This window comes from Aliidiomarina sedimenti, assembly GCF_003986955.1.
In the GTDB taxonomy this organism is placed as follows: domain Bacteria; phylum Pseudomonadota; class Gammaproteobacteria; order Enterobacterales; family Alteromonadaceae; genus Aliidiomarina; species Aliidiomarina sedimenti.
Genome location: NZ_PIPN01000003.1, coordinates 62,396 through 76,517 on the forward strand (window position 1 = coordinate 62,396; position 14,122 = coordinate 76,517).

Annotated in this window: 9 protein-coding genes; 6 read left to right on the top strand and 3 right to left on the bottom strand. The window is 53.4% G+C overall.

What is annotated here, in order from left to right; all coding sequences use genetic code 11:
• The first annotated feature begins 71 nt into the window (after nucleotides 1-71).
• Complete coding sequence (locus CWE12_RS07310; protein WP_126789048.1) at nucleotides 72-284, top strand: hypothetical protein; 213 nt, start codon at nucleotides 72-74, stop codon at nucleotides 282-284.
• A 113-nt stretch (nucleotides 285-397) separates the two neighbouring features.
• On the opposite strand, the gene CWE12_RS07315 is transcribed toward CWE12_RS07310, so the two are convergent.
• A complete protein-coding gene (locus tag CWE12_RS07315) occupies nucleotides 398-2,920 on the bottom strand; it encodes a zinc-dependent metalloprotease (RefSeq protein ID WP_126789049.1) in 2,523 nt (840 codons plus the stop codon).
• 178 nt (nucleotides 2,921-3,098) lie between these two features.
• On the opposite strand from CWE12_RS07315, the gene CWE12_RS07320 reads away from it, so the two are divergent.
• Nucleotides 3,099-4,904, top strand: coding sequence for a glycerophosphodiester phosphodiesterase family protein (locus CWE12_RS07320; RefSeq protein WP_198675716.1), 1,806 nt, complete (start codon nucleotides 3,099-3,101; stop codon nucleotides 4,902-4,904).
• Nucleotides 4,905-4,908: 4 nt separating this feature from the next.
• Here CWE12_RS07320 and CWE12_RS07325 read toward each other — a convergent pair whose 3' ends face one another.
• Nucleotides 4,909-7,989, bottom strand: coding sequence for an efflux RND transporter permease subunit (locus tag CWE12_RS07325; RefSeq protein ID WP_126789051.1), 3,081 nt, complete (start codon nucleotides 7,987-7,989; stop codon nucleotides 4,909-4,911).
• Nucleotides 7,990-7,992: 3 nt separating this feature from the next.
• Nucleotides 7,993-9,102 carry an efflux RND transporter periplasmic adaptor subunit gene (locus CWE12_RS07330; RefSeq protein ID WP_126789052.1) on the bottom strand — a complete coding sequence of 370 codons (1,110 nt, stop codon included), beginning with the start codon at nucleotides 9,100-9,102 and terminating at the stop codon, nucleotides 7,993-7,995.
• 102 nt (nucleotides 9,103-9,204) lie between these two features.
• On the opposite strand from CWE12_RS07330, the gene CWE12_RS07335 reads away from it, so the two are divergent.
• From CWE12_RS07335 to CWE12_RS07350, 4 genes are all read left to right on the top strand, one after another.
• Nucleotides 9,205-10,092, top strand: a complete 888-nt coding sequence (locus CWE12_RS07335; RefSeq protein WP_126789053.1) for a LysR family transcriptional regulator — start codon at nucleotides 9,205-9,207, stop codon at nucleotides 10,090-10,092.
• A gap of 175 nt (nucleotides 10,093-10,267) precedes the next feature.
• Nucleotides 10,268-10,630, top strand: coding sequence for a hypothetical protein (locus tag CWE12_RS07340; protein WP_126789054.1), 363 nt, complete (start codon nucleotides 10,268-10,270; stop codon nucleotides 10,628-10,630).
• Between the two features lie 229 nt (nucleotides 10,631-10,859).
• Complete coding sequence (acnB, locus tag CWE12_RS07345; RefSeq protein ID WP_126789055.1) at nucleotides 10,860-13,448, top strand: bifunctional aconitate hydratase 2/2-methylisocitrate dehydratase; 2,589 nt, start codon at nucleotides 10,860-10,862, stop codon at nucleotides 13,446-13,448.
• Between the two features lie 220 nt (nucleotides 13,449-13,668).
• Nucleotides 13,669-14,115 carry a hypothetical protein gene (locus CWE12_RS07350; protein WP_126789056.1) on the top strand — a complete coding sequence of 149 codons (447 nt, stop codon included), beginning with the start codon at nucleotides 13,669-13,671 and terminating at the stop codon, nucleotides 14,113-14,115.
• The last annotated feature ends 7 nt before the right edge of the window (nucleotides 14,116-14,122 follow it).

Consider the following 14,122-nt stretch of genomic DNA (forward strand, 5'->3'; position numbering starts at 1 on the left):
TAAACATGTGTATAGTTAACTAACAACACTGTCGCTGTCAGCGTAGCGTGAAAAAGAACAAGGAGATTACTATGGGTCCATTTGAAATTGCTGCCATTGCTATTATTGGTGGTTGTGCCATTGAGATATACCGTACCTACGTCAAACGTCAGAATGCCAAACAGAGTAAGACTGACCCGGCGTTACGGGAAGAAGTGGAGGCCCTGAAAGAACGGGTAGCGACGCTGGAAGCTTTGGTGACGGATAAATCCTATCAGCTGCGGGAAGAGTTCAAGCGCTTGTAATTGAGCTTGCCTGATGCACCGCCAAACCAATAAAAAAGAGCCAGTCTGCGTGAAGCGGGCTGGCTCTTTTGGTTCGCTATGACCTCAGCGGATGCTGAGGTCGCTACCGGCGTTTAGGCTTCAAACGCGCGGTCAATTAGCAGATGCAGGTAGTTATAATGAGTACGAGCCTCATCGCTGGCGCGACGTGGCATGCTCATGTTACGAATACGACGTAACTGGCCCACGGCACTCGCCTGGCTCAGATTGTCGTAGCTCGAACCAGTTCCCAGACCGGCAATACCAATCAGGCGGTTGATGTACTCAACCTGCAGGTTCTGGCTGGTAGTGGTCAGATCGGCACTGGGGAAGATGGCGCTGGTCAGGTCGGCCATCATCTCGTTTAACCGATACTCGTTGCCGTACAAGCTGCTGTCAGACAGACGCTGCAGAACATTCTCATGCAGAATGTGGTTAAACACATTGCGCTGAATGTTGAGTACCATCTGATGCGGCTTCGGATCTTCATTATCGCCATAGTGGTTGAAACCGCGACGCTGCTGCTGCATGTAACTTAGTACCGGGTGCATGCTTTCCAGTGCATTTGGGGCAAACACGTAGTCAGCTAATGCTTCCATGGCTTGTTTCTGGGTTTCGCGTGGCACCGGGGTATACGGACGAACATCATCGTTCTGTCCGACATACGCACGTTCCACATAGACACCACCAACAAAGCGGCTAACCACGTTTGCCTGGCCTGAATACTGACCATAGAGCATATTGGCACTGGTCAGAACACGCTGATGCGACTCACCCTCTTCACGGCCTTTGTCCAGCAACTGACCGAACTCATGATTCACTAAGTCCCAGCGGTCCACTGCATAGGCAACCGGATCGGAGGTCATTGCGCCAGTCATGATCCGTGGATCGATATGACGACCCGGGGCACGCATGTCGTCGGCGTCGTTGCCGAATGCCAGCTCATGCTCGTGAGACCGGTTAAGGATAGCCTGCAGGCGGGCTTCTTCGGCTTCAGGGTCCTCCAGTGCAGGCGAATAACCGTATTCGATTGCCCACAGGTCATAAGGACCCGGCTTGTAGCTGTAGTAATCACCCTGGGTTCCGCCTACAGGTGCCAGGTTGACCGGGTTGTAGTCCATGACTGAGCCGGCAATAACGCCCTGAGTGAGCTCAGCGTCATGAACCTGCTCGTTGTCCCATAAACTATGCGACTTCATGTTGTGGTTCAGACCCAGAGTGTGACCCACTTCATGCATGATCAAATGACGTAAGCCCTGCACCAGAATCGGGTCATTCTCGATGTCATCGTACATGCGGTTATCGGAGCCTAAACGGGCGAACATCTGGCCCATATGCAATTCATGACCCAGGCTACACAGCATGGTTGCGTCATCATTGGTATGTAGATCCGAATGGGCAGCACCTTGCGAGAATAGCTCGCCTAAGGTCCAGCGGTTCGACATAAACACATATTCAAGCATGATGTTGGAGCTGATTAACTCACCTGTCAGCGGGTTAGCCAGTGATGGACCATAACCGCCAAACGGAGGGCGTGGTGAAGAGGTCCAACGCAACACATTGTAATTCACATCGCCGGCATCCCATTCTGCATCATCGGGTTGCTCACGAACTTCCATCGCATTTTTGAAGCCAGCGGCTTCGAAGGCGATGTTCCAGTCTTCTACACCCTGGCGAATGGCATCACGCCATTCGTGCGGAGTGGTGTTCTCAATCCACCAAACGATGGGTTCAACAGGCTCTGACAACTCAGCATCCGGATTCTGTTTTACCAGGTTCCAGCGGTTGATGACATCACCCCACGGCGCCCACTCAGGGTTGGTCATTTGATCAAATTCCTGAGTGAAGTAGCCGACGCGCGGGTCGTCACGGCGTGGCTGGTAATCATTTTCCGGCATTTCAATAAATGAATGTTGCAGGCTGATAGTAATTGAACGAGGGTCAGCAATGGCATTTGAGCCAAATACGACCGGTTCTTCGTTGACGAAAACATAATCAACCACGACGTCCATATTGTTTTCGTACACACGTTCGCGGGCAATGCGCGAACGGTCAGAATTCAGTTGGCCGAGCGAGAACGCGGGGCCAGACTGATTTGGGTTCGCCCACGGAGCAACCCGGTGCAACGCCTGACTTTTAAACAGAGGATCCGCTTTTACCAGCACGCGGCCATTGTCGTCGGCTTCAATATCGAGTACAGCGAGGACGGCTTCACTGCGGTTGGCGTCAGCCGCACGGCGTAACGGGCTGTCTTGGTCAAAGGTGTAGCGTGGGTTCCAGGTGACCACTTCGATACGATTAAAGTGGCGACGGAATTCAATCAGGTTGGTCTGGCGGAAGTTACCGCGGAAGTGACCGGCTTCAACCACGCCATCCATGGTTTGGGCAAAATAGATAAATGGCGTATCCAATTGCTCGTTGGATAACGACAGCATGGTTTCGCCGTTTTCTTCGTTGCGGTAAAAATTAAAAAGACCTTCCTGCGCAGTCAGTTCGGCGATGAGTTCGGCATAGCCTTTATCATCTTTTTCTTCTGCGTCTTCTTCAGCCCAGGCTGGCGTCAGTACAAGACTCATCGCAATCAGGCTGGCAAGGGTGGATTTGCGTACTGTTAGCATAAAATTTCCTATCAGTGTTTATCGTCAGTGTTGGCATCTATTTGTTATGGTTTGCCCCGCCATTGTATCGCAGTTGTCTAACAAATGGTGTGGGCAAAATGTAAGAAAATGTAGTGAGCTCTGCTTGTCGTGCTCAAGTTGTATTGCTGGCGCGGGGAGCGGCGGCTATAGTAGCGGCATGATTATAATTCGCGAATATGCCAGCCAGGTCTGGGGGGCCATTACCTACCATAAACGGCCCTTACTGGCGTTCCATTTGTATTTTTCACTACTGGCATTGTTTGCGTTAAGTCCGTTAGCGGGCTGGACGCTGGCTGGCCTGGTTCAGCTTAGTGGCTCGGCGATGCTGGGCAATCAGGATTTAGCGCGTTTTTTACTGACCCCCACCGGTATCGCCTGGGTACTGCTCGCCGCTTCATTTGTGGCTTTTTTCCTCTTTTTTCAGTCGGCGGGGATGATTCTGATTGCTGCACGTGATCAGGATGACAGGTTCCACACCGCGAGCAACGCCTTGTGGCGTGTACTCAAACGCTTTACTGATCTGTTTAAACTCGCCTCGATGCAGGTGGTCTCTCATTTATTGCTCGCCGCTCCTAGCCTGCTTCTGCTCCTGTGGCTTTTTCAATGGCTGCTGGGTGACTACGATATTTACTATGTGGTCAACGTTCATCCGACTGAGCTTTTCTACTTTCTGCCGTTGGCCACCATGTTGCTGATTGCTTTACTGTTGGGCAATGGGCTGCTGTACGTCAGTTGGTCAATGGCGTTACCAGCCATGCTGCTGGATGGCTTTAAGCCACGGGTTGCGCTGACCCGCAGCTGGCAGCTGGTGAAAGGTGCACGCTTCAAAGCGGCGCGGTTAATTCTGTCGATTGCGTTACTGACCCTGTCATTGCCGATTGTGTTTACTTTGACCTTTGAGGCCATTGGTGCGGCATTGATGGCCTGGTTGCCGGGTCCGACCGCGGTCCAGGTCACCCTGATGGGGCTACTCATCGTGCTCTACGTGTTGTTGGCGGTAGTGCTGTCATTTATTGCTATTAGCGCCAACAGCCTGCTGCTGTTAAAGCTCTACCTGCGCAGCTGCGGGCATACGCCGCAGGTGTTTGCTGAGTTCGAGCCCAGAGCGACTGCCCCCCTGGCGTGGTCGTTTGAACTGGTCATGGCGCTCCTCGCGCTGGGTCAACTGACCTATGTGGCACAAAGTTTCGATACCCGTACTGAGGTGCTCAACATTGCCCACCGGGGCGCGTCCATTGACGCACCGGAAAACTCACTGGCCGCGATTGAAGAAGCGATCAGGCAGGGCGCTGATTACATTGAGCTGGATGTACAGCAAACTGCCGACGGCGTGTTAGTCCTGCTGCATGATCGGGACTTGTTGCGGGTCGCCGGTGACCCGCGCGCTATCTGGGATATTTCTTATGCTGAACTGGCAGAGCTCGATGCCGGCAGCTGGTTTGCGCCGGCGTTTGCCGCAGAGCAGGTAGCGACACTGGCTGAGGCGGTTGAGTTAATGCGAGGCCGGGCAAAGCTCTACCTGGAAGTAAAAACCTCACCCGCGATGCCAACTCTGGTCGAGGATACCGTTGCGGCGCTGCAGCAGCTCGAATTTGTCGATGACACCCTGATTGCTGCCTTGTCGCCACGGGTGTTGGATCAGGTGCGTGAGCTGGAACCTGATCTGCGTACCAGTTTATTGGTGCATACGGCGATCGGCGCATTTACCCGGCAACCCTATGATGCTCTGAGTTTACGCGATGCCGTCACCGGACCAGCAGCACTGCGCGCAGCGCGCAGTGGTGGTTACCAGCTGCATGTGTGGACAGTAAACAGCAGTAGTGACATGCACCGCTATATGGACATGGGTGTCGATGGCATTATTACCGATCAGCCCGCGCTGCTGAGCGAAGTTCAGCAGGAGCGGGCTGATTTAAGTGCCGGCGAGCGGTTGTTGCTACGCATGCGCCACTGGGTATGGTGAGGAGTTACTCTGTTTGTGGCACGCGCATGACCAGCGAGTACATCACTGGCACTACAATCAGCGTCAACAGCGTGGCGAAGCCAAGACCAAACATTATGGTCACCGCCATCGCGGCAAAGAACTCGTCAAATAACAACGGGATCATGCCAAGGATGGTGGTAACGGCTGCCATGCTGACCGGGCGGACCCGGCTCACCGAGGCGTCGAACAACGCTGCATGACCGCTTTTGCCACTGTCCTCTTCTGCTTTTATCTGCTCCAGTAACACCACGCCGTTTTTGATTAGCATGCCAGTTAAGCTGAGTAATCCAAGCAAGGCCATAAAGCTGAATGGCTGACCGGTGATCAGTAAGCCCATACTCACGCCGATAATCGACAGTGGTACTGTGGTCCAGACAATAGCTGCTTTACGCGCTGAACTGAAAAGCAGGGCGGTGATAACAAACATGCACAGGTAGCCAAAGGGTAACGAGGTAAAGAGCGCTGCCTGTGCATTGCCCGAGGCCTCATATTCACCGCCCCATTCGAGAGTGTAACCACGGGGTAGCGGAATCGCTTCTATCAGCGGCTGAATGCGGCGTTGCACCTCGGCGGCGGTTTGCTCGCCAAAGAGATCAGGGTCGGCCATTACAGTAAGTGTTCGCTTACGGTCGCGGCGCTTGATGAGCGAATCCTCCCAGGCCAATGGCATGTCGGTGACGACCTGAGCTAACGGAATATAGCGATTCAAAACCGGGCTGTAGACCTGAAGATCCTGCCAGTTGTCGAGGTCGAGACGCTCTTCACTCGGTGCGCGAATGACAATTGGCAATAAGTCAGTGCCGTCGCGGTAGACCCCAACATGCTTGCCGCTAAAGTTGGCCAGTAGCAATTCGTCGACGTCTGCTTTGGTTATTCCGACCCGACGAGCGACCGTTTCATTGAACTGTGGTTGCAACACCATCGAACGTTCACGCCAGTCATCCATGACATTAACAACGTCGGGGTCGTCTTCAAGGATCTGCTTTGCCTGGTGCGCCAGTTGCCTTAAATGCTGCGGATCGGGCCCACTAAAGCGCGCTTCAATTTTTGCGGTTGAAGGAGGCCCAATTTCCATCCGCCGCAACTTAATTCTGGCTTGTGGATGGTGGCTGGCAAAATACTCCGAGGTATCTTCCATCAGCCCTTGCAGGCTGTCCATATCCCGTCCCTGCACAATCAGCTGAGCAAAGTTATCGTGGGCTTTCTCGACCACATAGGTGAGGGTGAAACGTAACGCCCCCTGGCCGATGGTGGTGGCTACCTGATCAACGTCAGGGTGTTCAGTCAGAAAGCGTTCGGCCTGCTCGATATCAGCACTGGTCGCACGGATGTCAGTACCTTGTGGATACCAGACTTCAACGTAATAGAGTGGCGTGTTTGCGGCGGGGAAGAAACTCTGTTTGACCGCACCAAAACTAATCACCGCGGTGACTAGCAGCACGCCCATTGCGACCAGGGTGAGACCGCGAAAGCGCAGGCACAATTTGAGCAGGGTGCGATAGCACTGATAAAGCGCGCCACCATAGGGGTCATCATAGTCAGCGCCGGACTCACTAGGGTTACTGCTCTCGGATGAGAGGCGCGGTGCTTTTAACAAGCGTTCGCCAAGGAAAGGCACCAGGGTCAGGGCAGTGAACCAGCTCAATAGCAAGGAAATCAGCAGCACCCAGAACATGGAACCAGCAAATTCACCGGTCGCATCAGCAGACAGGCCTATCGGGGCAAAGGCGATGACCGCGATGACAGTCGCGCCTAACAATGGCCACATGTTCTGTTTGACCACCTCACGCGCCGCATCAAGTTTTGAACGGCCGCGTTGCACGCCGACCAGCATGCCTTCGGTAATGACTATCGCATTGTCGACCAGCATGCCGAGGGCAATAATCAATGCGCCTAACGAGACCCGGTGCAGTTCGATGCTGAACAGCGACATAAAAATAAAGGTGCCAAGCACGGTAATCAGCAACACGAAGCCGATAATAAAGCCGGAGCGCATGCCCATGGTCAGCAACAGCGCCAGCATGACGATAATAACCGCTTGCGCCAGGTTTATCAGGAAGCCGTTGACTGAGCTTTCAACTTTAGCCGGCTGGTTGTAAATGGGATCGATGTTAAGGCCGGCTGGCGTCGCATACTCAATATCGTTCAGTGCCTGTTGCACCCGTTCGCCGACTTCAACCACGTTGACCCCAGAGGCAAACGAAACCCCGAGCCAGACTGAAGACTGGCCCTGAAAGTGCAGAATGTGATCAGGAATGGGTTCCGGACTGCGATAAATCCGTGCGACATCACCCAGATAAAGCTGCTCCTGAGCACCGGGGTTGCTGATAAGGAGCATTTCCATTGCTTCGACACTGCTGAACTCACCACTGGTGGCAAACCGCACCGCATCGTCATCAAGCATGACCTGTCCGGCGTTGGATACGGTATTCTGTGTCGATAGCAATTCGTAGATACGCTGGGGTGAAATCCCCAGATTGGCGAGACGTGCACGCGACACTTCAACCACCACCTGCTCTTGCTGAACCCCGGAAATCGTTGCTTTGGCAACACCGGGGATACTGACCAGTTCACGTTGCACATAGCGCGCGTGGTCGTGCAGCGCTCTGTTGCTATAGCCATCACCGGTCAGGGCGAGCAGTACACCGTAAACGTCGGCAAAATCATCCATCACCTGAGATGGATTGGAGCCCGGTGGCAGCTGGTGCTGGCTGTCATTGACTTTACGCCGCAATTCATCCCAGATCTGTTTAAGCTCGCGAGCGCGATAGGTGTCCTGCATTTCGACTGTTATTTGCGACAAGCCAGGTTTGGAAATCGACGTGATATGGCGAACGTATTGCAGTTCCTGGATTGCGCTTTCAAGGCGGTGGGTGACCTCTTCTTCGACCTGCTGCGCTGACGCCCCCGGGTAGCTGGTAATGACTAGCGCCTGCTTTAGGGTGAACTCGGGGTCTTCAAGCCGGCCGAGTCCATCCAGCGCAAACGCACCACCAATCAGTAAAATCAGTAACAGTAACCAGCTGCTGGTACGGTTTTTAATTGAGTACTGCGCAATATCCATTGCTTATAACCCCCGCTCACGGTGCCAGGGCTTAACGGTCTGCCCATCACGCAGGTGGTGAACGCCTGCCTGTACCACCAGATCGCCCGCCTGCAGGCCCCTGCTTATTTCGACACCGTCATTGGTCATATTGCCGATCTGCACCGGCTGCAACTGAATGCTGCCGACTTCATCGCCCTCGCCGGACTGCCGCTGATACAGCCAGACATAGGCGCGACCATCGCGCAACGGTTTTTGCTCCGGGGCGAATACAGCCGAGGCTGGCACCACGACCACTTCAGGTTGTGCCTGGGTCATGCGGTTGGTATCGATCAACACTGTGGCCGTCATGCCGGGCAGAATATTGACATTGTCCGGCGCTGGCAGCGTAAACACCACGCGGTAGGTGTTGGTCGCCGGGTCAGCGATACGATCCCATTCGCGGATAGTCGCGGGATAAAAGTGATTCGGCATGCCATCAAATGCCACATCAGGCTGATACTCGAGATCCCGGCGCACGCGCGCGAAAAGGCGCTCCGGAACCTGGATGCTGACATCGATAAATCCGTCTACCTGCAAGGTCAGAATGGGTTGCTGGGGGGCGATGTTTTCGTGGTTTTCCACATGCAAATGGGCGATGACCCCGTCAAAGGGGGCTTTTAAGCGGGTGTAGTCGAGATTGGTTTCGGCACCTTGCAGGTTGGCCCGGGCGACACGTAAGTCGGCTCTGGACTGATCAAATGCTGCCTGTGACAGCATATTTTCTTCCACCATTCGCTGATTCCGCTGGTGTTGAGCTTCGCTCAGCTCGGCCTGAGCTGAGGCCTGTTCAAGGGCCAGTTCGTAATCGGTTGGGTCAAGTGCCGCCACTAGGTCGCCCTGGTTTACCGACTGCCCTGGCCGCAATGGCAGCTGCTCAAGCTGGCCACCGACACGAAATGCCAGTTCTGCGGTTTGGGTTGCCTCAACAATCGCCGGGAAACGTCGGATCTGATGTTCACTATGTCCGCTGACCTGGTACAGGTGCACCGGTCTCGGCTGTTCAGCGGCAGTGGGCTGAGATGGGTCGCTGCAAGCAGATAGCAGCACCGTCAGTGCCGGAAGTATGAGGACTAAATTGCGCGCAGGTAACATGTTAAAACCTTGTAGTGGACCAGTATTCTGATAAAGCAGTGTAGTCAATTTGTTTTTAAAGTAATATTGAATAAATTTTTTGCTTTTATTAAGGATTTCTTAATGACTATCTGGCAGTTGCAGGTGTTCAAAGCGATCGTCGATGACGGCAGTTTGCAGCTGGCGGCGGCACGTTTGCATCGCACGCCGCCGGCCCTGAGTATGACCTTAAGTAAACTGGAGCAGGAACTTGGTTTCAGTTTATTCACCCGTGAAGGTTATCGCCTTCGTCTGACCCCGCGCGGCAAGCAGTTTACCCGGCATAGCTACGAGCTGCTGCGGCAGTATGCCAAGCTTGAATCGTTCAGTGCGTTATTGGCCAGTGGCGCGGAAGCGGAACTGGAGCTGGCGTTTGATGCCACTTGCAACGCCAATTTACTGACACCCGCGTTGCAATTGGTGCAGCACCAGTTTGCCGGCACCGAATGCATCGTCAACGGATATTCGCAGTTGAATGCACTAAAAATGGTGCAGGACAATCAGGTCGCACTGGCATTGACACCCTGGCTGCCGGTGTTTCAGCAGCGCGCTGATTTTGAGAGCTTGTATGTGTGTGAATTTGAACTGACGGTGGTGATAGCGCGAGACCTTCTGCCAGGCACTGAGCGGCCCACCCGTGAACTGCTAAATACGCTTCCTTATGTGTTGCCACAGAAGATGGATATGGGCATCGACCCCGAGCAGATCTACCGGGTAGGGGGTGTCGCACGGTTGCGGGTGAATGACGTTTCGACACTGCTGACCTTTATTAAAGCTGGCATGGGGTGGGGCATCGTACCGCGGCAACTGGTTGCTGACTCGATAGCAGAGGGTGAACTGGTGGAACTTAATATTGACGGTTTCCTCGACCGCATCCGGGCGGAGGTGCATCTGGTTAAACTTGCGAGTACTGTCCTTGGGCCCGCCGGGCAGGTGGTGTGGGACTACTTTAGACAGTTGGAGCGCATGTAGTCAGCTGGTAGCAACGTATTAAATGTGGCACATATATTGAATTAATTTTCATATAAAACGCTAAAGCACATAAAAGCGCTGGTCAGAACAGAATTCGGGGTGAGGCTGTCAAACTATCGGCGCCTCAGGTAGGAAGCAGAGATGCATCGCATCCAAAGAACAATAAAGAGTTACTATGGTTGATGTAGGACGAGTTCATACGGCGCCTGGACCGACAGTCGGTCTGCAGGCTCAGACATCGCAAGGTGAGAAGGGGCGTAAACCTTTTAATCCTGAAATTCTCAGCGAAGAGAAAGCGGCCGCAGGCGTTGCTCGCGAGCTGGCTGAAGCCGGTTCAGATCAAGCCATTACTGCACCTGCCGCCGCCAGCGGCACCGCTGCCACACAAGGGGCGTCGAACCAAACCAAGGAAAGCGCCGAATGGTCACGCTCTGAAGGGGCACCTAACTGGTCCACGCTGAGTGCATCTTCGAAGGGGTATACTTTCACCGAGCGGGCAATTACGCTGTACCGCCATATCCACGCCATGCCGGTCTAGGCCGGCCTCGATTCTGTTTATAGTATTCTTCCATCGTCTCCTTACTGCTCCGCTATTTTCCTTCTGACTACAAGCCATAAGCACGGTGAATGACGGAAATCCGCCTTTGCTGACGCTGCTGCGTTCAAATGACAAGCGAATTCCCGTATAATGCGCAGTGTTTTTCCAATGAGCTGTTGCCGTTTGAAACCGAGTTCGGCAGCAGATCCTGAAATAAGAGGAAGCAGTAGTGTTAAAACAGTATCGTGAACACGTGGCCGAACGCGCCGCAGAAGGCATCCCGGCAAAGCCACTTAGCCCTGAGCAAGTAACAGAATTAGTTGAATTGCTAAAGAATCCACCAGCAGGCGAAGAAGACTTCCTGTTTGAATTGATCAGTGAACGCGTGCCTCCAGGCGTAGATGAAGCCGCGTATGTCAAAGCAGGTTTCCTGGCCGCTATCGTCAAAGGTGAAGACAGCTCACCGATTATCAGCAAGCAACAAGCCGTTAAATTACTAGGCAATATGCACGGTGGATACAACATCGTGACGTTGGTTGATTTGCTTGACGACAGCGAACTGGCAGAGTTAGCCGGTGAAGAGCTGAAGCACACCATTTTGATGTTCGACGCCTTCCATGACGTTGAAGAGAAAATGAAAAACGGCAATGCCGTGGCCAAGGCCGTGGTGGAAAGCTGGGCAGAGGCCGAGTGGTTTACCAACCGCCCTGCGTTAGCAGAGAAGATTACCGCGAGCGTATTTAAAGTCCCCGGCGAGACCAACACCGATGACCTATCTCCGGCGCCTGATGCCTGGTCACGCCCTGATATTCCTTTGCACGCCAAAGCGATGTACAAGATGCCACGTGAAGGTGTCACCAACGCTGAGCAGCAAATCGCTGAACTGAAAGAAAAAGGTCACCCGGTTGCATTTGTTGGTGACGTAGTAGGGACGGGTTCTTCACGTAAATCTGCGACCAACTCTGTGTTGTGGAATATCGGTGAAGACATGCCGGGTACGCCGAATAAGCGCACCGGCGGTATCTGCATCGGCGGTAAAGTCGCGCCTATTTTCTTCAACACCATGAAAGATACCGGTACGCTGGTTTTTGAAGCGGACGTTGACCAAATGAACACCGGCGACGTGATCCATATTTACCCGTACGAAGGGAAAATCACCAACGACGCTGGCGATATCCTTGCTAAGTACGAATACAGCTCCGAGGTTATCCTCGACGAAGTACGCGCTGGCGGCCGTATCAACCTGATCATTGGTCGTGGTTTGACAGGCAAGGCGCGGGAGTCGCTGGGTCTTGGCAACGCCAATCTGTTCCGTGCCCCAGAGCAACCAGGTGACAGCGGTAAGGGCTATACCTTAGCGCAGAAGATGGTTGGTAAGGCCTGTGGCCTTGACGGTGTGCGTCCAGGTACCTACTGTGAGCCGAAGATGACTACTGTAGGTTCACAGGACACCACCGGCCCGATGACCCGGGACGAGCTGAAAGACCTGGCTTGCCTTGGTTTTAACTCGGATCTGGTAATGCAGTCGTTCTGTCACACGGCGGCGTACCCGAAACCTGTTGATATTGATACTCAGCACACGCTGCCTGATTTCATTATGAACCGTGGTGGTGTGTCACTGCGCCCGGGTGACGGTATTATCCACAGCTGGCTGAACCGTATGTTACTGCCTGATACCGTAGGTACTGGTGGTGATTCACATACCCGGTTCCCGCTTGGTATTTCATTCCCTGCAGGCTCTGGTCTGGTGGCGTTTGCCGCCGCGACCGGGGTTATGCCACTGGACATGCCTGAGTCGGTACTGGTTCGCTTCAAAGGCAAAATGCAGCCGGGCGTAACGTTACGTGATCTGGTTCATGCCATTCCGCTGTATGGCATCAAGCAAGGTTTATTGACCGTTGAGAAGCGTGGTAAGAAAAACGCGTTCTCGGGTCGTATTCTGGAAATCGAAGGCCTCGATAACCTGACTGTTGAGCAGGCATTTGAATTGTCGGATGCGTCTGCCGAGCGTTCAGCGGCTGGCTGTACGATTAAGATGTCAGAAGAGTCTGTGGCTGAATACCTGCGTTCAAACATCACCATGCTGCGTTGGATGATCAACGAAGGCTATGGCGATCAGCGTACCCTGGAACGTCGTGCCCGCAAGATGGAAGAGTGGCTGGCGAACCCTGAGCTGATGAGCGCGGATGCAGATGCGGAATACGCGGAAGTAGTGGAAATTGATCTGAACGAGATCAAAGAGCCAATCCTGTGCTGCCCGAACGATCCGGATGATGCGAAAACGCTGTCTGATGTAGCAGGTAACAAGGTCGATGAAGTATTCATCGGTTCGTGCATGACCAACATCGGTCACTTCCGTGCTGCTGGTAAACTGCTTGAGCAGAATACCGAAGCATTAAAAACTCAGTTGTGGATTGCGCCACCAACCAAGATGGACGAAGCGCAACTGATGGAAGAAGGGTACTACAACATCTACGGTCGCAACGGTGTACGCACTGAAATGCCAGGCTGTTCGCTGTGTATGGGTAACCAGGCACGGGTTGAAGCGGGTGCTACGGTACTGTCAACTTCAACGCGTAACTTCCCTAACCGTCTGGGTGATGGTGCTAATGTGTATCTGGCCTCTGCTGAGTTGTCAGCGGTTGGTGCAATTCTGGGTAAAATCCCGACGCGTGAAGAGTACATGGAATATGCACAGAACATCGATGCGATGGCTGGCGAAGTGTATAAGTACCTTAACTTTGATCAGATGCCTGAGTTTAAACAGGCTGAAGACAACGCGAAACAGACTATTATTCCAACTATCAATGTTGCTTAATAGCATGCGTGCTTAACGAAAGCATCGCGACCAAAACCCGGCACTGAGTTGCCGGGTTTTTTTATGCCTGTTTCTGCAACAGAGCAGAGCGGCAAGCCATTGCCGAAAATTGCAGATGACAGGCTGGATCACAATTTGCATTGGTAGTGCTGAGCGAGAGTGCCGCTACAGGAAGGATTAGGCGGGCTCTCAAACCCCATGCAACCCTTGTGGAGGCACTATGAACGTTACCAGTTTGCCGGGCGTAAGTAACTTGCAGACCCAGCGTATTGATGAGGACGATAAGCAGAAAAACCAGCAGGCTCCGATCCCTGCTCCGCCGGCGCAGGAAACTCGTGCCGATTTGAGTGTACAGGGTCAGGCGATGGCACAACGGGAGCGTGATCTGGCCAGCCGCTTTGATGTGCAGAATCTGACAGCAGACGATTTTGACAACCTGACCAGCGAACTTGAAGAGCAGGGCTTGATATCTGAGTTAGAAGCAAGCGACTTACGCGCATTATTTGGTGAAGGGCAGAAATCCTTGCAGTCGCTGAATAATGACAGTCAGAAACCCGTCAATATACTCTCCATGCTGGAAGACCAGGTGCAGGGCAATGACCAGCAGAATAGTCGTGCTGGCGGCCTGTTTGCCATGTTTGATGCGATGGATAGGCACAACAGTTAAAGCACGT

Bases quoted from the DNA above. Each gene is read 5' to 3' on its own strand.
- CWE12_RS07315 (WP_126789049.1), bottom strand. From the start codon at position 2,920: ATGCTAACAGTACGCAAATCCACCCTTGCCAGCCTGATTGCGATGAGT.
- CWE12_RS07320 (WP_198675716.1), top strand. From the start codon at position 3,099: ATGATTATAATTCGCGAATATGCCAGCCAGGTCTGGGGGGCCATTACC.
- CWE12_RS07310 (WP_126789048.1), top strand. From the start codon at position 72: ATGGGTCCATTTGAAATTGCTGCCATTGCTATTATTGGTGGTTGTGCC.
- CWE12_RS07350 (WP_126789056.1), top strand. From the start codon at position 13,669: ATGAACGTTACCAGTTTGCCGGGCGTAAGTAACTTGCAGACCCAGCGT.
- CWE12_RS07330 (WP_126789052.1), bottom strand. From the start codon at position 9,102: ATGTTACCTGCGCGCAATTTAGTCCTCATACTTCCGGCACTGACGGTG.
- CWE12_RS07325 (WP_126789051.1), bottom strand. From the start codon at position 7,989: ATGGATATTGCGCAGTACTCAATTAAAAACCGTACCAGCAGCTGGTTA.
- CWE12_RS07335 (WP_126789053.1), top strand. From the start codon at position 9,205: ATGACTATCTGGCAGTTGCAGGTGTTCAAAGCGATCGTCGATGACGGC.
- CWE12_RS07340 (WP_126789054.1), top strand. From the start codon at position 10,268: ATGGTTGATGTAGGACGAGTTCATACGGCGCCTGGACCGACAGTCGGT.